Origin of the sequence: Salinimonas profundi (genome assembly GCF_014750655.1) — a bacterium.
Lineage (GTDB): Bacteria > Pseudomonadota > Gammaproteobacteria > Enterobacterales > Alteromonadaceae > Alteromonas > Alteromonas profundi_A.
Genome location: NZ_JABBXD010000014.1, coordinates 42,085 through 60,973, shown reverse-complemented (window position 1 = coordinate 60,973; position 18,889 = coordinate 42,085). Strand labels below are relative to the sequence as shown.

The 18,889-nt window shown below is 49.9% G+C and carries 11 protein-coding genes; 10 read left to right on the top strand and 1 reads right to left on the bottom strand.

All coding sequences use genetic code 11. From position 1 onward, the window contains the following. The first annotated feature begins 151 nt into the window (after positions 1–151). The 10 genes from HHX48_RS17250 to HHX48_RS17205 all read left to right on the top strand — a co-directional run bounded on the left by HHX48_RS17250 (position 152) and on the right by HHX48_RS17205 (position 18,457). Positions 152–1,363, top strand: a complete 1,212-nt coding sequence (locus tag HHX48_RS17250) for a XylR family transcriptional regulator (RefSeq protein WP_191026578.1) — start codon at positions 152–154, stop codon at positions 1,361–1,363. A 156-nt stretch (positions 1,364–1,519) separates the two neighbouring features. Further along, positions 1,520–3,166, top strand: coding sequence for a glycoside hydrolase family 43 protein (locus HHX48_RS17245; RefSeq protein WP_191026577.1), 1,647 nt, complete (start codon positions 1,520–1,522; stop codon positions 3,164–3,166). 496 nt (positions 3,167–3,662) lie between these two features. Next, positions 3,663–4,679 (top strand): glycoside hydrolase family 43 protein, encoded by a 1,017-nt coding sequence (locus tag HHX48_RS17240; protein WP_223858521.1) that lies wholly within the window; start codon positions 3,663–3,665, stop codon positions 4,677–4,679. A gap of 2 nt (positions 4,680–4,681) precedes the next feature. Then, positions 4,682–6,115 (top strand): sugar porter family MFS transporter, encoded by a 1,434-nt coding sequence (locus HHX48_RS17235; RefSeq protein ID WP_263406978.1) that lies wholly within the window; start codon positions 4,682–4,684, stop codon positions 6,113–6,115. A 188-nt stretch (positions 6,116–6,303) separates the two neighbouring features. After that, on the top strand, positions 6,304–8,772 hold the full coding sequence (locus HHX48_RS17230; RefSeq protein ID WP_223858512.1) for a glycoside hydrolase family 9 protein: 2,469 nt from the start codon (positions 6,304–6,306) through the stop codon (positions 8,770–8,772). Between the two features lie 165 nt (positions 8,773–8,937). Next, positions 8,938–9,801: a DNA ligase gene (locus HHX48_RS17225; protein ID WP_191026575.1), complete on the top strand. Its 864-nt coding sequence runs from the start codon at positions 8,938–8,940 to the stop codon at positions 9,799–9,801. Positions 9,802–9,971: 170 nt separating this feature from the next. After that, on the top strand, positions 9,972–10,670 hold the full coding sequence (locus HHX48_RS17220) for a hypothetical protein (protein ID WP_191026574.1): 699 nt from the start codon (positions 9,972–9,974) through the stop codon (positions 10,668–10,670). Next, positions 10,667–13,831 (top strand): endo-1,4-beta-xylanase, encoded by a 3,165-nt coding sequence (locus HHX48_RS17215; protein WP_191026573.1) that lies wholly within the window; start codon positions 10,667–10,669, stop codon positions 13,829–13,831. The genes HHX48_RS17220 and HHX48_RS17215 overlap by 4 nt, the downstream gene beginning before the upstream one ends. A gap of 234 nt (positions 13,832–14,065) precedes the next feature. Further along, positions 14,066–15,346, top strand: coding sequence for an efflux RND transporter periplasmic adaptor subunit (locus HHX48_RS17210; protein ID WP_223858510.1), 1,281 nt, complete (start codon positions 14,066–14,068; stop codon positions 15,344–15,346). Between the two features lie 3 nt (positions 15,347–15,349). Further along, positions 15,350–18,457 (top strand): efflux RND transporter permease subunit, encoded by a 3,108-nt coding sequence (locus HHX48_RS17205; protein WP_191026572.1) that lies wholly within the window; start codon positions 15,350–15,352, stop codon positions 18,455–18,457. A gap of 140 nt (positions 18,458–18,597) precedes the next feature. Here HHX48_RS17205 and HHX48_RS17200 read toward each other — a convergent pair whose 3' ends face one another. Next, the gene (locus tag HHX48_RS17200; protein ID WP_191026571.1) at positions 18,598–18,885 is read right to left on the bottom strand and encodes a hypothetical protein; all 288 of its coding nucleotides are present in this window, start codon (positions 18,883–18,885) and stop codon (positions 18,598–18,600) included. Positions 18,886–18,889: the final 4 nt, after the last annotated feature.

The window sequence follows — 18,889 nt, the reverse complement described above, 5'->3', positions numbered from 1 at the left end:
TTCGAATGCGTTCATCCTGATTATCAAAACATAAAAGGACAATTATGATTTTTTGTAATTTTTTTGTTAATTCAATTTATCTGTATTAGTATCAAGTTGCCTGAAAAATAACATAACAATTTTTATTTAATTTCGTTTTTGCGGGGCACTTATGTTCGACAATAAGCACAGTATCACCATGCTGTTCAACGCCAACAAGGTGTATGACCGGCAGATCATTGAAGGTATTGGTAACTACCTCCAATCATCGAAAGTAGACTGGGACCTCTACCTGGAAGAGGATTTTATGGCCCGTCTGGACCATCTGGATGAGTGGAGTGGCGATGGCATCATCGCTGATTACGACAATCCGGAAATACAGGTGGCCCTGCAAAAAGCCAACGTGCCCGTGGTCGGGGTAGGCGGCTCGTACCGGAACCCACAGGATTATCCGGACGTGCCCTATGTGGCCACGGATAACTTTGAACTGGTGAATGCCGCATTTCAGCATTTACGACAAAAAGGCATACAGCGTTTTGCCTTTTACGGCGCGCCGGTGGATGAGCATCATCGGTGGGCACAGGAGCGGGAAAATGCCATGCTGGAGCTGACCGCAAAAGAAGGGTATGAGTGTTATGTGTACCGCGGGCACCCGGTCCGGCCTGAAACCTGGCAATATACGATTAAAAGACTGGCAGACTGGTTAAAAAGTCTGCCTACGCCCATCGGGATTGTTGCGGTGACCGATGCCAGAGCACGTCATCTGCTTCAGGTCTGTGATCATATCGGCATGTTAATCCCTGACAGAATGTCGGTGATTGGTATTGATGATGATGAAATTGCCCGGTTTTTAAGCCGTGTCAGTTTAAGCTCAGTCAAGCAGGGTTGTCTGGAGATGGGCTTTCAGTCGGCCAGACTTCTGCATAAGATGCTGGACGGTCATAAAAGTCCGAAACGCCCCATTCTGGTCCCGCCGGAGCGGGTTGCAGAACGCCAGTCTACTGACTATAAGGCCATTGCCGATCCTCATGTGATGCAGGCAATGCATTTTATCCGGCAAAATGCCTGCCGGGGTATCAAAGTGGACCAGGTGCTTGATTATGTGGGGGTCTCGCGTTCCAATCTGGAAAACCGGTTTAAGGACGAACGCGGGCACAGTATTCATACCGAGATCCATAATGAGAAGCTGCAAAGAGCCTGCAAAATGCTGCGGGAAAGCGATGAATCCACCGCGCAGGTGGCGAAAATCTGTGGTTATCCTTCTTTGCAATACATGTATGCGGTATTTAAAAAGCATTACAAGAAGACGCCCATCGAATATCGTGAATCCTGCAAACCGTCACCCGTGGAGATTGAGCTGGATATGGTAAGAGCGGCTAAGTAACGCAGTGCATGTCGTTGCATCGACCCGGTGCAACGATGTTTACTTTGTGCAGCAATAAACGCAATAACAGAGCGCAAAATCATAATCAGACAAATTTGAACTGACTATAGTGATGTCGTTACATTCCTGATTACATTAAATTTCAGGAATGAATACATGGCGCGTAATTCGTTTGGTAAAAGTCTGGCGTTAATCATGATGGTGCTACCGGCGGCGCAAGCAAGCGCTGATGCATCGTTTGACTGGTTTACTTATGAGGCCGCCGATTCAACCCCGGCACAACCGGAAAACACCTTCAGTAATCCAATATTGCCGGGCTTTTATCCTGATCCCAGCATTACTCGCAAAGACGATACGTACTATCTGGTCAACTCCTCGTTTGCCTTTACTCCCGGCCTGCCAATCTTCAAAAGCCAGGACCTGGTTCACTGGGAGCAGATCGGTCATGCCCTGAATAAGGCTTCTCAAGCTGACTTTTCCGGATTACGGACATCAAGGGGCATCTTTGCTCCGACCATCCGTTATCATGATGGTTTATTTTACATTATTACCACTGCGGTGGATGCCGGCGGTAATTTTATTATTACAGCTAAAGATCCCGCCGGGCCGTGGTCTGACCCGGTGTGGTTACCCGAGGTGGGGGGAATTGATCCCGATTTATTTATTGATAATGATGGCCGTGCGTATATCGCCCACAACGATGCGCCGCCCGGAGAGCCGGAATATGACGGGCACCGCGCGGTGTGGATGTGGGAACTGGATCTGGCGACGTTGAAAATAAAGCCCAACACACGTCAGTTACTTATCAACGGTGGGGTTGATATCTCTACTAAGCCGGTTTGGATTGAAGGGCCGCACATTTATCATAAAGATGGCTGGTATTATCTGACCTGCGCCGAAGGGGGGACCAGCGTCAATCACTCTCAGGTGGTTTTTCGCACGAAGAGCCTGAGCGAACCCTTTGTGCCTTTTGAGAATAATCCTATTCTGACGCAGCGTGACCGACCTGAATTGGACATCACTTCAACCGGCCATGCTGATTTCATTCAGACTCCGGAGGGGGACTGGTGGAGCGTATTTCTTGCCACCCGGCCTTATCAGGGCAATCATTACAACACCGGCCGTGAAACGTTTATTTTACCGCTTAACTGGGAAGACGGCTGGCCGACCATCTTACCAGCCGGTGAACCAGTACCCACCACACTGCCGTTGCCCAAAGGCGTGACCTCTGAAGCTGAAACCTTTGCTCAGAAAAGTCGCCGATTCCACGATGATTTTACCCATACCACACCAGACCAACAATGGCTTGCGTTAAACACCTTTGAACGTAACTGGTTAAAGGTAAGTGACAGCTTACTTACTTTGTCTCCCATTACCGAAACGCTGACCGACCCGGCGCAATCCGCGTTTATAGGAAAGCGACAGCAGCACATGGTATTTAGCAGCGCCACCCAGCTCGATGATATATCAGCCAATACCATTGCCGGTTTGGTGGTATTTCAAAACCGACACTTTCACTACTTCATAGGCGTGGAGCCGCAAAAAGAAGGCTATACGGTTTTTCTGGAAAAAGTAGAGGAAGGCACTGTGAGTCGTGTGGCAACCAAACAATTTAGCGGCAAAGCCCGGGATATTGAATTGCGGGTAACCGGGGACGGTGATTCGCTGAACTTTTTTGTTGCTGATAAAACCGGTCAATATCCAATGGGGGATACGCAACCGGCGACATTGGTTAGTACCCAGACCGCTGGTGGTTTTGTGGGCGCGCTTATCGGCCTGCATGCCAGAAAGGCTACGCCGTGAACTGAAGGCTGACAGACTTACCTGTATTGGTTAGTCTTGCCTAATGCGCCTGATGGACATCACTATCGCCAGGAATACCGGTATGGTGCTCAAAGCAATAGTGATCAGTACCAGAAGGTTGAAACCAGCCTGCGTGGGACTGACCTAACCACCGTTTACAGCGCCGTGGTGTACACTACACAATGGCAACTGAGAAGCTAGACAGGGATGTAAATTTTATGTAATTACACAGGCCGTTAGCGTTATCTTGTTTTGCAATGTTTTAACATTGCTGAACGTGCCGCTTCACTGCAAAATGCCAGTTAACTTGCGATTACATAAACTAAAGGAGAACGTTGTGGCATTAGGATCTTTTAAAGTGAAAACACTTTCACTGGCCGTTTCTGCCGTTATTCTCTGTGCCTGCCAGCCCTCATCAGAATCTGAGCAGTCTACGCAATCTGCTGAATCCCAGACACCAGCGCAGACACAGCAGTCTGAAACGACGCAAACATCGATGGAAACTGCTAACAGTAGTCAGGATGACAAATCGGCGGGCTATGCAGAGCCGCTTGTTACCGATATCTATACAGCCGATCCGTCAGCGCACGTATTTGAAGGCAAACTTTATATTTATCCTTCACACGACGTGGAGTCAGGTATTCCGCAAAATGACAATGGCGATCATTTTGATATGCGTGATTATCATATTCTGTCGATGGATGAAGTAGGCGGCGAGGTCACAGATCATGGTGTGGCGTTGTCTGTTGACGATATTCCCTGGGCTGGACGTCAGCTTTGGGCCCCGGATGCGGCTGAAAAGGACGGAACATATTACTTATACTTCCCGCTCAAAGATAAACAGGACGTATTCAGAATTGGCGTAGCGACCAGCGATAATCCGGCCGGTCCGTTTGAACCACAGCCTGAGCCAATGGCCAATAGCTACAGTATTGATCCGGCCGTGTTCAAAGACGATGACGGCGAATATTATATGTATTTAGGCGGCATCTGGGGCGGACAGTTACAGCGTTATCAAACCGAAGAGTATAATCCCAAAGATGAATACCCGGCGGATGATGAAGCCGCCGTCAAGCCGCGTATCGCTAAGCTAAGTGATGACATGTTGTCGTATGCCGAGCCGCTTCGCGAGATTGATATTTTGGATGAAAACGGTGAGCTGATCACCGCCGGTGATAACGACCGTCGTTTCTTTGAAGCTGCCTGGGTACACAAATATGACGGTAAATATTATTTTTCCTATTCAACCGGTGACACGCATAAGATCGTTTATGCCACCGGCGATAATCCTTACGGACCCTTTACCTATCAGGGCGTCATTTTAGAACCTGTAGAAGGATGGACTAATCATCACTCCATCGCCAAATATCAGGGTAAGTGGTACTTGTTTTATCATGACAGCTCGTTATCAGGCGGTAAAACCTGGCTACGCAGCGTGAAGATGACTGAACTGGAGTATCGTCCTGATGGCAGTATTGTTACTGTCGCACCTTATAAGAAAAAGGGTGAGTAGTTATGGAAAATACACTTAGCGGGCAGGCGGTGACGCCTGCCGATGAATCTATGAATAATACTGCGTTTATTGTTTTCATCAGTATTGTAGCCACAATAGGTGGCTTTCTGTTTGGGTTTGATAGCGGGGTAATCAACGGCACTGTTGATGGGCTGCAACAAGCATTTAATTCTGAAAGTGTAGGGACAGGATTTAATGTTTCGAGCATGTTATTAGGGTGTGCGGTAGGGGCCTTTTTCGCCGGCCGTCTGGCGGATCGTTACGGTCGCCGCTCACTGCTGATGACAGCCGCTGTCTTTTTTATCATCAGCGCCTGGGGTTCAGGCGTTGCCACAGGTTCCGGTGAGTTTATTGTGTATCGGATCCTTGGCGGACTGGCTGTGGGCGCTGCATCAGTTATGGCACCGGCCTATATTTCCGAAGTAGCGCCTGCGCGCTTCAGAGGGATGCTCACTTCCATTCAGCAAATCGCGATCATCAGCGGCCTGTTCGCGGCATTTTTAAGTAACTATTTACTGGCTGATGCTGCCGCAGGTTCTACCAGCGAATTATGGATGGGTTTTAACGCCTGGCGTTGGATGTTCTGGATGGAACTGATTCCTGCATTTTTGTTTTTCATCATGCTGTTTTTTATCCCCGAAAGCCCGCGCTTTTTAATGGTTAAAAAACGCAACGAGGAAGCCAGAACCGTATTAACCCGACTTTATGGCAGCGTTGCAGCCAATAAGAAAGTCGCGGAGATTGAACGTTCACTGGCAAATGATCACACGCCTACGTTATCCGATTTAAAACAAAAAGAGACCGGCAAAATACGCCCTATAGTCTGGGTGGGTATTGGACTGGCGACGTTTCAGCAGCTGGTTGGTATCAATGTGGTGTTCTACTATGGCGCGGTGCTGTGGCAGGCAGTGGGCTTTTCAGAATCCGACTCGCTGCTCATCAATGTTATCAGCGGTGCAATTAGTATCGCGGCCTGCATTATTACTTTGATGGTCATTGATAAAATTGGTCGTAAGCCGCTACTTAAGTGGGGCTCGGTGGGGATGACAATCACGCTGAGTTTGATGGTTTATGCGTTTGTAAATGCCGATCAAGATCCATCGGGACGCTTAATTCTTGGTGACTATGGCACCCTTGCACTGGTTGCAGCGAATGCGTATGTATTCTTTTTCAATATGTCCTGGGGACCAGTGATGTGGGTAATGCTGGGCGAGATGTTCCCTAATCAGATTCGTGGCTCAGGGCTGGCGGTCAGTGGTCTGGTGCAATGGGGAACCAACTTTGCTATTACCTGGTCATTCCCTATTCTGCTGGCCGGTGTTGGCCTGGCCGGTGCGTACGGATTCTATGCTATCTGCGCACTTATCTCGGTGGTATTTGTAACCAAACTGGTTCAGGAAACAAAAGGCCGGGAGCTGGAAGATATGCAGGGATAAGGCATTATCCGCTTTTTCCTGAGAAAAAAAGAGGCCACTGGCCTCTTTTTTTTATTGCCCGACAGGGCGCTGACTAAAAATTGGGTAGTAACGAATAGCAGATAATACAAACGAGAAATCGGAATTCATAATTTTATATCTTTCGTCGCTCGATAACATACCATTAACAAATAAGGTGGAGTGTTATTTTGCGAAAATCGATGATTGTCATGGCCGTGGCCAGTGCATTATCCGTGGTCCCGATGGTAGTCAGTGCGGCAAAGCCCGAGCTGAATGATAAAGAGTACTTTAGTCAGCCCAGTCTGGATGTGGTTGTATTCAGCAACTGGTATAACGGCCTGTTCGGTGATTCAAAAATCAGTGGCGTCGAGCTGATTCATTTTGGTGAGCGAACGGCGACCAACGGCGATGTGCGGTTAAGCGCCACGCCTGAACAGTGGGATCCTATTCCTACCTTCGTGAAACGTGAGGTCGATGAAAAAACGCATCGTATTAGCGCTACGCTCTCTTACCCTGAGCACGACTTCACCTATACAATCTCTGCCCGGCCTATTGATAACGGCGTGCAAATCACGTTGTCTACAGCAAAGCCGTTACCGGCTTCTTTAGTTGGCAAGGCCGGCTTTAATATGGAGTTTTTGCCCGCCACTTATATGGAAACTGCGTATCTGGCAGACGGACAGGCTGGTGCCTTTCCCATTTATCCTACAGGTGTGAAAGAAATTATCGGTGAGCATGAGCCTGAGCCGCTGGCTACAGGTAAACACCTGGTGCTTGCGCCGGAAGTCGCGCAAAAGCGTGTTTCTATTGAATCTGAAAATGCGCAGCTGCAGCTGTATGACGGCCGCTCAAAAGCGCAAAACGGATGGTTTGTGGTCAGAGGGATGCTGCCGGCGGATAAGACCGGCGATATACTGACATGGCGCCTGACGGCAGCAACGGATGAAGACTGGCTGCGAGACCCGGTAATCGGGCACTCACAGGTGGGGTATTTACCTCAGCAGTCAAAGCAGGCGATCATAGAGCTGGACATTAACGACAGTACCAAGCATCAGGCGCGGCTTGTCAGGGTCAATCCGGATGGTTCTTCAACGCTTGTTAAACAGGCGCAGCCTGAGTCAAAAGGTCAGTACACCAGATATCAGTACGCCAGCTTCGATTTCAGCGATATCACTGAGCCGGGGCTTTATCAGCTTAGCTACGGGCAGACCACAACGGCTGCCTTTCCCATTGCTGAGGATGCTCTGGAAAAGGCCTGGCATCCAACACTGGACCATTATTTTCCGGTGCAGATGGATCATGTTTTGGTCAATGAAGCATACCGGGTCTGGCACGGCGCCTCTCACCTTGATGATGCCCTGCAGGCCCCGGTCAATCATGAACATTTCGACCTGTACGCCCAGGGACCGACCACTGATACGCAATACGAGCCGGGCGAGCACATACCAGGTTTGAACGTGGGCGGCTGGTATGATGCTGGCGACTACGATATTCGCACACAAACGCAGTATCGTACTGTGCGAACGCTGGTCCAGGCGTGGGAGGAATTTGACCTTAAGCGTGATACCACGCTGGTGGATTACGAGCGCAAGTTTGTGGATATTCATGTGCCTGATGGCAAGCCCGATATCCTGCAACAAATCGAGCACGGTACACTGGCATTACTTGCGCAGTACAAAGCGGTAGGCCATGCCATTCCTGGAATTATCGTTCCGGACATCAGCCAGTATACCCATCTGGGTGATGGGCTCACGATGACCGATAACCTCATCTATGACGCCGGAATGAAAGAAACGGAATCCGACGGTACCCGAAGTGGTGTATTTGACGATCGCTGGGCGTTCACCTCCAAATCTACTCCCTTAAATTATGGCGCAATGGCGGCGCTGGCTGCAGCCAGCCGAGCGCTTCAGGATTACAAGCCGGCGCTGGCCAGGGAAAGTCGTGAAACCGCGATTAACGCCTGGGCACAGGAAGCGGACAAAAAGCCTGACATGTTTCAAGTCGGTAACACCACTGGCGGTGGCTTGGAAGAGGAAAAACTTAAAGCCGCAGTTGAACTACTTATCACCACCAAAGATAAACAGTACCAAAAGGCAGTGAACGGATTACTGACGTACATCGAGTCTGACTTTGGCCGTAATGCGGTGCTGGCGATCCGTGCTATGCCGCATATGGATAGCGCCTATAAAAAGCGCATCCGCAATGCGGCAAAAAGCTATCAGTCGGTGTTGCAAAAAGCCACCTCGCAAAATCCGTACGGTGTGGTAATTACCGAGCACGGCTGGGCGGGGAACGGCACTATTCTTGAAATGGCTGTGACACAATATTACCTGCACAGCGCCTTTCCGGAGTTATTTGATGCGGACCTTATCTATCGTTCTTTAAACTATTTATACGGCACCCATCCCGATTCAGATATTTCATTTGTATCAAACGTAGGCACAGTATCCAAAAAAGTGGCGTATGGCATGAACCGTGCGGATTACTCGTTTATCAGCGGGGCCATCGTACCTGGGGTGCTGATTTTGAAGCCGGATCTGCCCGAAAACAAAGAAAACTGGCCGTTTTTATGGGGTGAAAACGAGTACGTGATTAATCTTGGCGGCGCCTATATCTTTGCCGTGAATGCAGCGCTGAAACTGGCAGGGCGCTAACATTGTACAAGGCATTTTATAAAACCGCGCATCGGCGCGGTTTTTTTTTACGTCAGACCTCGCTACCACAATTAAGCATGTTCTGTTTTTACGTCCCTGTGAACAGTTTTCATCACTGAGCAGCCCGATAAACTGTCTGCTTTCTTACCATTGCTAATCATTGTTATGAATTACCTTATTCAATGGACAATTATCGGGCTGATGCTGCTTGTGCCGGCACACGGGGCTGGTCAACATGAGGTCACTTACCCGTTGCAACTGGCGCAACCGCTTACTGAGCCGGTTAAGGTCAGTGAGTATTTTGTCAGCGAAAAGCTTGACGGCATTCGTGCCCGCTGGACGGGTGAAAAGCTGGTTACCAGAAATGGCAACAAAATACACACACCAGATTGGTTTATCGCAGGGTGGCCGGATACGGTCATGGACGGCGAGCTGTGGATAGCGCGCGGCCAGTTTGAAGAAACTGCCTCTGTGGTGCTCTCTGAAACGCCGGATAACCGGTGGCGTGAGGTTCGTCTGATGCTTTTCGACCTGCCGACACTGCGAGCGCCTTTTTATCAACGTGTGGAAGCGATGAACAGGCTCGTTACAGAAACACGCAGTCCGTATCTGTCTGTAATCCCCCAGTACACTCTGACAAGTAATGAAGCGCTTGACGCAGAGCTGGAGGCTGTAACTGCAGCGGGTGGAGAAGGATTGATGCTGCATCATAAGCAGGCAATGTACGAGAACGGACGTACCCCATCACTACTCAAGGCAAAGCGATACGATGATGACGAGGCAAGGGTAATTCGCCTTTTGCCCGGCAAAGGAAAGTTCACCGATCTGATGGGCGCGCTGCTGGTAGAAACCCGACAGGGCGTGCGCTTTAAAATCGGAACAGGGTTCAGTCTGGAGCAGCGCCAGTCACCGCCGCCGGTAGGCACCTGGATTACGTTTAAGTATTACGGCTTCACGGCCCGCGGCATCCCCCGCTTTGCCAGTTTTATGAGGATCAAACCGACCCCACCCGCTCAAGAAAACAGGTAGATCTGACCTGTTTTGGTGTTCTTTGATTAAGCGTAAAAACGTTAATGGGATGTTAAAAAAGTACATGTAAGAGGGTGGCTCTGGTTGATAGTAATACGATACCTGATTATTTATTCAGCAGTACAGGTGGCGTTTTTTCTTCTTAAAATTATGAAACCAGAGAGAAATAAATGAAAAAATCTACTTTAGCTTGCCTGCTTCTGGCGCTGACCTCGGCTCACCAGGCACAGGCCAATCTTATCTCTAATGGGGACTTTTCTGATTGCAGCTTCGCCGGTTGGCAGAAAGATACCGATGGTGTTGGCGAACTTGCTGCCGGTAATGATTTTCAGCAGGTTGGCGCGCCCAACTGTGCTGCTCAGCTGACTGTTGATGGCCCGGAGACACAAGCGTTTTTTGCCAATACCCTTTTCCAGGGAGTGGATCTGATGGCTGACACGCAGTATTTGCTTAGTTTTGATCTTAATGTTAACTCAGAACTGACCAGCCAGGACCAGGGCTTCGTCGCTGACTACTTTGTAGTGGGGCTGGGTGATGGCACTGGTGCCTACTATAACGCAAATGGCACACTGGGTAGCCTGCTTGAAGCGGATATTGATGGTGTGCAAAGCTATAATGTTGAAGTCATGCTGGATGATATGCTGGCTTCCTGGGATGCCCTTACTCTCGAGTTTCAGCTGTTGCTCGGCGCAGATGCAACGGACATGACCGACTTTGGCGCCTCCTTCCTGCAAATTGATAACGTTGCAATCAACTCGGTGAATATGGCATCGGTCAATGAGCCTCTGACTTTTGCCTTATTCGGGTTAGGATTAGCTGGCATAGCTGCGGGGTCGCGTAACCGGACGGGTAAACGGAGTGCGTTATGAACAATTTGTTTAAAACTACACTTCTTTCTGCACTAATTAGTTGCAGCGGCATGGCGCATGCTGCCTGGATCCAGGCGGATAGCTCGCTGGAATTAGCCTCGGCCCGGGCCTCTTTAGATCGGGTAAACCGGGTCTACAACTCGGTGGTAACCCTGTCTAATGGTGGGGATGAAGCCCTGGCCGGACCGCTTAGGATCCTGATTACCGACACTTCCATCCCGCTGGTAGAAGCTGATGGGTATACCGATTCCGGTATACCCTATGTAATGATTGACGCTGAGACCCTTAATCCGGGGGAGTCACTGGCGATAAACTTGCAGTTTGAACTGCAACGCAAGCGGCTGACTTACACCCCGATCCTTGAGCAAAATAACCCGGATGTAGGCGTTTATGCACAGGCAGAAGGCGGGCAGAGCGCAATACTTAACTTCTTAGGCGCGGACATGCGCATAGAAGCAGGGCCGCCGCAGTTTGTTACCGCCAGTGTTAATGGTGTAGATGAACCGGCCAATGACAACCGGGTCGGCGAACTTGCTGTAAGTTTTGAATCGGCCGGTGACTATACGCTTTATGCCAGGGTCCGCATTGGCCCGGCAGGAGACAATGACGACAGTTTCTATATTGCACAGGGCCTGGGAAACAACCAGGGCTGGGTACTCGTTAATAGCATCCTGGGATACGCTGCGCCCGGTGAAGATGGATACACGCCCGGCGCGATAGTGGATACCGGCGGTGACGATACGCCCGGAGCATTCCGATGGGTGAAAATCTCTGATGGCCAGTATAGTGTGGAAAATGATAATACCACTGCTATTTTCCGCTACGCAGGCCGTGAGGATGGCCTGGATATTGATAAATTTGTGTTTGCCCCTGAAGGCGTAACCTATACCGTCGAGCAACTGGAAAACGGTGCGCCAGGTGAACGGTTGCCTCCTCCTGAGCCTTTTGAACCTGAAGGTCCGCCTCTGGCACAGGGTAAGGATAAATTTTTAGGTGGCGTTTGCTGTGGGTCGCAGCGTCCCAATTTTGAAGCCTACTGGAATCAGGTCACCCCTGAAAATGCAGGGAAATGGGGATCTGTTGAGGCGGCTCGCGATGAATATAATTGGGCCGCACTGGACGAGGCATACCAGGTTGCTAAAGATAATGGCTTCATTTACAAGCATCATGTGCTGGTATGGGGCAGTCAGCAGCCGGGATGGATAAGCGATCTGAAACCTGCGGACCAGTTGTCAGAAATTCGTGAGTGGTTTGAACTGGTGAATGCTCGCTATCCGGATATTGATTTTATAGAAGTCGTTAATGAGTTCGATAATGCTCCACCGGATGGCCAGAACGACAGACCTGATTATGTCGACGGCCTGCGCTTGTTTAATCCTGAAACAACCACTCAGGTAGAAGCCTATTTTATTGATCAGGGTGATAGTCCAGCGGATGCAGCTCAAAAAGCGTCAGATTACGACTGGATTGTTAATGCGTTTCAAATGGCCAGAGACATTTTTCCATCTTCGACCCAGTTGATGTTCAATGAGTACAGTGTGGTGAACTCCAACGAGCGTACGCAAAAGGTCATTGATCTGGCGAACCTGCTGCAATCACGCGACCTCATTGACGCTGTTGGCTTTCAGGGGCATGCATTTTCAACCACCGGACCGCTGGAAACCCAGCGTAACAATGTTGATCGTATTGACCAGCAAACCGGGTTAGATATTTACATGACCGAGCTGGATATTGACGGCCCTGATGAACTGACTCAACTGCTTGAGTATCAGCGGCTATTTCCCATGTACTGGAATCATCCGGCCATCGAAGGTATCACCGTATGGGGTTATTTACCAGGCCACTGGCGTGAAGCGCAGGGCGCCATACTGGCGTATGACAACGGAGCTGAAAAGCCAGCGTTGAAGTGGCTTAAAGGTTACGTGCGTGAAGTTGCGCCTCAGTTTAATCAGCCTGGCACAATAACCATTGATGAAACGACAGAAGTCGGAACGCAAATAGCTGACTTCACCTCATTTGATGCATCAGGTAATGCGCACACTGCACAAAGCGATGTGATGTGGGCAGTATTAGGCGGCAATGAGGATGGACGCTTTGCACTGGATGCAACTACTGGGCAATTAACGATAGCTGACGACCTGGTACCGGGAATCTATAATCTGTATGTTCAGGTTCAGGAAGGCCAGTACACCAGCTTTGCCCGTCAGGTCCAGATCATCGTGCCCGGCGATAATCTCCCACCCACTGTCATAGAGTATAACTTTGCCGAAGGTGTACAGGGATGGCGCGGAGATTATGGCACGTCTGCATCAGTAAGTTATGACAATATTACGCCGGCAGCGTTACTGGAACCGGACTGGCAGGCCAGCAACGAACAGGTCTTTATTGAAGAAGTGAGTCTGTCTGATTTGACCGGGGCGTCGTTAACTTACACATTTAATGTAACCGAGGAGCAAGCGGAGGGCGGATTGACAATTCAACCGTTTGTGCAAACCGGAGCACCTGCTTATGCCAGAATCTATGGCGATGCGGTAGCCGTACAAGCGGGAGAAAATGTTATCTCTTTTGCGCCAGAGGACAATGCTGCAGGCGACCTGACCATTGTCGAGCGACTGGGCGTGCAGCTCAACGGGCCATTATCCAACGGTAATACACAAAGTGTTGCAATGACCCATGTCAGACTGGAGATACCGACGGTCATTCCTTCGGCAGAAACAGTTATTTATGATTTTGCTGATAATGATGAAGGTATGCAGGGTGAATTCGGAACGGATGCCTCGGTAACTTATCAGTCTAGCCAGCAGGCTGTTAGTCTGCAGCCAAATAGTACCAGTGAAACCCACAACTATATATTGCAGGTAGGAAGTCGCGATTATACCGATGCGACCATTACTTTCACATTGCGGGTAAATGGTACGCCGGGAACGGCGGATCTCAGCGTTCAAGGGTATGTGCAAACTGGCGCGCCAGACTATGTCCGAATTTACGGTGCTGTCGAGCCGTTGTCACCGGGCAGTAATCTGGTCACGTTCAATCCTCAGAGCAACGATGCTGGTGTGATAGCCAACATCGAGCGAATCGCATTACAAATCAATGGCGCTTTTGTCTCTGATGATGACAATCAGATTTTGCTGGAGCGCATCGAGGCGGATTTCCCCTAACATAAAATCATCAGGCTGACTGACATGCAAGCCCGGTAAGCAAGCTGATTGCGCCGGGCTTTTTTTGTGCGCCAACCGGATAGATGCTATGTCTGTCAAAAATGTCATCTTCACAATCGTGATCGGCTTATTTTTGTTCAGCGTAGCAAGTAGCTGATTCGTCTTAAAAATCAATTCATGAGCCGGTGCTTCTTCCGGTGTCGTAAGAATATCAGGCTGAACAGGCACTAAAACATGGCGCGTTGGTTAAACGTTGGCGACTTGTCGTATAAATCGATGGTTCGCAGGGCAACATTCACTTTCATTCTTTTCGGTCTCACATCGCTTTTTGGTTGCAGCGACAATGATGACTCGAAAGGGCAGGGTGCTGGTGCGGGGGCCGGGCAACAAGGTGATCAGAAACAGGCGATGCCGGTGGGCTTTATTCGCCTTACGCCTGAGAAAATTGACTATACCCAAAAGCTACCCGGTCGGGTGGTGTCTTACCGTGTGGCAGAAATACGCCCACAAGTGAGTGGCATTATTCAGGCCCGCCTCTTCGAGGAAGGCTCTCTGGTTGAAGAAGGCGAACAGCTTTATCAGATAGATCCGGCCCGCTATCAGGCCGATCTGGAGATGGCGCAGGCAGATTTAGAAAGCGCTAATGCCGCGGTGGCAAATACACAAGCAGTGGTGAATCGCTATGACGGCCTGGTAAAACAAAAGGTGTTAAGCGAGCAAGAGTTTGATACTGCTAAAATGCAACTCAAACAAGCCCAGGCGTCGGTCAGCCAGGCTGAAGCGGCGGTAAAAACAGCCAGAATTAATCTGGCCTATACCAGAGTGTATGCGCCTATCAGTGGCTTTATTGGTCCTTCACGGGTAACCAAGGGCGCGCTGGTTACCCAACAACAACAGGAACCGCTGGCCGTTATCCGGCAACTTGATCCTGTGTATGTCGACTTGTCGCAATCGGTGGGTGATGCGCAAAAGCTTAAAGCGCGGTTAATCGAGTCCAGAATTCAGCAAAAGCAAAATACAGATTTTCAGGTAAGCCTGTTTTTTTCAGAATCAGGGGAGCCTTACCCACATAAAGGCAAGCTGGATGCGACCGATCTTGCTGTAGATGAACAAACCGGTGCCATCCGTCTTCGCTCTGTGTTTCCCAATCCGGATAATCAGCTGCTACCAGGGTTGTTCGTACGGGCATCCATAGAAGATCTTGCATCATCCAAAGCGCTGGTGGTGCCGCAAAAAAGTGTTCAGATTGGCAATGGCGGAACCAAGCATGTATGGGTCGTAGGTAGTGGCGATAAAGCGCAAAAGCGTCAGGTCAGAACCGGCGTAGCTTATAAAGACCAGTGGGTGATTGAAGATGGGCTTGAGGAGGGCGATCTTGTCATTGTTGAAGGAACGATGAACCTTCAACCAGGGGCGCCAGTAAAGCCAAGTGATTTGGCCAATAAGAAAAAAGCCAGCGGGCAGCCCCAGAGCAATAATTCAGCAGAGTCCTCTGCACAATCTGGCGGGCGCTAAACCATGTTCTCCAGGTTTTTTATTGCTCGTCCTATATTCACAATTGTAGTCGCGCTGCTGATAGTTGGTGCCGGCATTTTCGGTGTTCTGAGCTTGCCGCTGGAGCAGTACCCGAATATCGCGCCGCCTAAAGTGTCGATATCGGCCAGTTATCCAGGCGCTTCGGCCCAAACCCTTGAGAATACGGTCACTCAGGTTATCGAAAAGAACCTGACTGGTATCGATAATCTTCGCTATATTCAATCGCAAAGCTCTTCGGCAGGTACGGCATCTATTACGCTGACCTTTGAGCCGGGCACAGACCCTGATATTGCGCAGGTGCAGACACAAAATAAGGTGTCGCAAGCCCAGTCCTCTTTACCACCGGTGGTGCAACAGTTGGGGGTGTCGGTAGAAAAGGCAGGAAGCAGTTATGCCCTCATCGTCGCCTTTTTCTCTAAAAGCGGCAATATGAGCCGAAATGATATATCCGACTTTCTGGTTTCTAATTTGGAAGAACCGCTTAGCCGGGTGAATGGGGTTGGTCAGATCCAGACCTTTGGTCCTGAACACGCAATGCGTATCTGGCTTGATCCACACGCCATGAATAACTTTAATATCACCACGCTGGATGTAATAAATGCCATTCAGGAGCAAAATGTTCAGTTAGCCTCTGGCGAAATAGGCGGCGCACCGTCGGTCGACGGGCAACAGTTAAACGCCACTATCACCGCACAAACGCTGCTTTCCAGTCCGCAGGAATTTGAACAAATCCTGCTGTCGGTGAATACAGATGGTTCCCATGTGACCCTGGGGGACGTGTCTCGGATTGAAATCGGCGCGGAAAGCTATCGGGTGATAGGGCGCTGGAATCGCAAGCCCGCATCGGGCATCGCCATAGAGCTTTCACCTTCGGCTAACGCACTGGAAACGATTCAGAATGTTAAAGCCCGGGTGAAAGATTTCGACAGTATCATTCCCGATGACTTGGAAGTGCAATATCCCATTGATATATCACCGTTCATAGAGGCATCGATTTTAAATGTGGTAGAGACGCTGGTTATCGCGGTGATCCTGGTTATTGTTGTTATCTACGTCTTTTTGCAAACCTTTCGCGCCACGCTCATTCCTGCCCTCGCTATTCCCATTGTGTTGTTGGGGACGTTTGCCTTTTTGTTGGTGTTTGATTATTCCATTAATGTGCTGACGTTGTTCGCGCTGGTACTGGCTATCGGCATGCTGGTGGATGATGCCATTGTTGTGACCGAAAATGCCGAGCGCAAGCTGGAAGAAGATGAAAGCCTGTCGCCTAAAGAAGCGTCACGACTGGCGATGAAAGAAATTTCTTCGGCGCTGCTGGGAACCACTGTGGTGATATGGGCGGTATTTTTACCAATGGCCTTGTTTGATGGTTCTGTGGGTGTGATCTATCGTCAGTTTGCCATCACGATTTCAGTGGCGATGGGCCTGTCACTGTTTGTGGCGCTAACGTTATCACCCACGCTGTGCGCAATTTTTTTAGAGCAGGGCAAGGAAGAAAAGCATACCGGGCCTTTTGGACTGTTCAACCGCGGCTTCAATAAAATGCGTGCCGGTCACGGCCGGGTACTGGAGAACACGCTGAATAATCGGTTCATTCTACCCATCATCTTTTTCATTGTAATCGCGGTGGCAGTGTTTATATTCTTGCGTATTCCCACCTCATTTTTACCTGAAGAAGATCAGGGACGAATGTTCACACTGGTTACCGGACCACCGAGCACGACGTTGCAACAGACTCGCGACAAGATTGAGAAGGTTGAAGATTTCTATCTGGATAACACGGATGGTGCTGTGGAAGGGCTATTTACCGCAGCCGGCTTCAGTTTTTCAGGTCAGGCACAAAATGTGGGTATCGCATTTGTGAAGATGAGTGACTGGGAGGCCCGGGGACAGGAGAAAAGTGTCTTTAAGATACAGGAAAAAGCCGCAAAAGCGCTTTCTGGTGTATCTGATGCCATGATTATTCCACTGATTCCGCCACCGGTAAGCGCACTGGGTAATGCCAGTGGCTTTGAGTTCCAGCTGATTGATAAAGCCGGTCTGGGCCATGAAGCCCTGGTTCAGGCGACCAATCAGTTTTTGGGCAAAGCCAATCAGAGCCAGATGTTAACCGCCGTTCGCTTTAACGGGCTGGCAGATAACCCGCAATACAATCTGGATGTGGATACGATCAAAGCCCGTGCACTGGGCGTTCCCGTATCCACCATCAACCAGACGTTAAGTTCCGCGCTGGGTGGTACGTATGTCAATGATTTCATTGAAAACGGGCGAATCAAACGTGTCTATGTGCAAGCCGAGGATCAGTACCGGATGTTGCCCGAAGATATTAACGACTGGTATGTAAGAAACGAAAGCGGGGGCATGGTCCAGCTGAAAGAAATTGCCGCCGGCGAGTGGACTTATGGCCCGCCCAAACTCACCCGGTTTAATGGCAGCTCATCCCGGGAAATCCAGGGCTCGACTACGCCGGGTATCAGTTCTGGCGAGGCGCTGCAGGAAGTTGAGCGTATTGCGCAATCTTTACCCAAAGGCATTGATATCGCCTGGACCGGCTTGTCCTATGAGGAAAAGCAAAGCGGTAATCAGACCATGCTGCTGTACAGCATTACCGTTATTGCCGTATTCATGATTCTGGCGGCCCTGTATGAAAGTTGGGCGATACCGCTCTCAATTATGCTGACGGTGCCGTTCGGGATACTGGGCGCGGTACTGGCCACCTGGCTGACCGGGCAGTCCAACGATGTGTATTTTCAGGTGGGCCTGCTGATGACCATCGGGCTTGCTGCGAAAAACGCCATCCTGATTGTGGAGTTTGCCCAGCACAATGTGAATGAAGGCATGAGTGCCTTTGATGCCGCTTTAACCGCTGCCAAGCAGCGCTTGCGGCCCATTCTGATGACCTCACTGACCTTTATTTTAGGGGTAATGCCGCTGGCCTTTGCCACCGGGCCGGGTTCCGGTGCCCAAAATGCGATCAGTATTGGGGTGCTAGGGGGGATTACTGCCACCACACTCTTTGTGGTATTTTTCGCGCCATACTTTTTCGTCTGGGTATACCGCGTGTTCTCCAAAGATGAAAAACACATCTGATGGCGTGATATGCGTTGACCTATTGCTGGGCGGGTAATATAACCCGCACCCGCAAGCCGCCGTCCTGGCGGTTTTGCAGGGCGATTTGCCCATGATGGGCTTCTGCTATCACAGCATAATGCGAGGCCTTATTTCGGGCTTTAAACCTGTGGGGCGTTGGCCGCAACGATTCGACCAGTGGCAGCAATATCCCGAACCAATTCGCCCAGTTTAACCGTAGCTATCTGCAATGACGATTTGTCCACCGACTGAGAAACCGTCTCGGTGGAGATAATGGCATGGGCAGATAAAGCGACCGCGACAAGCACCACGGCACCAAGAATGTACGGTTTTAACCGGCGCTTTTTATCGGTGATTACAGTATCCTGTGCCCGCGTACAGCCTACCGGACACGCGTCATTATCATTTGAGATACAGCACAAATTCAAAAGC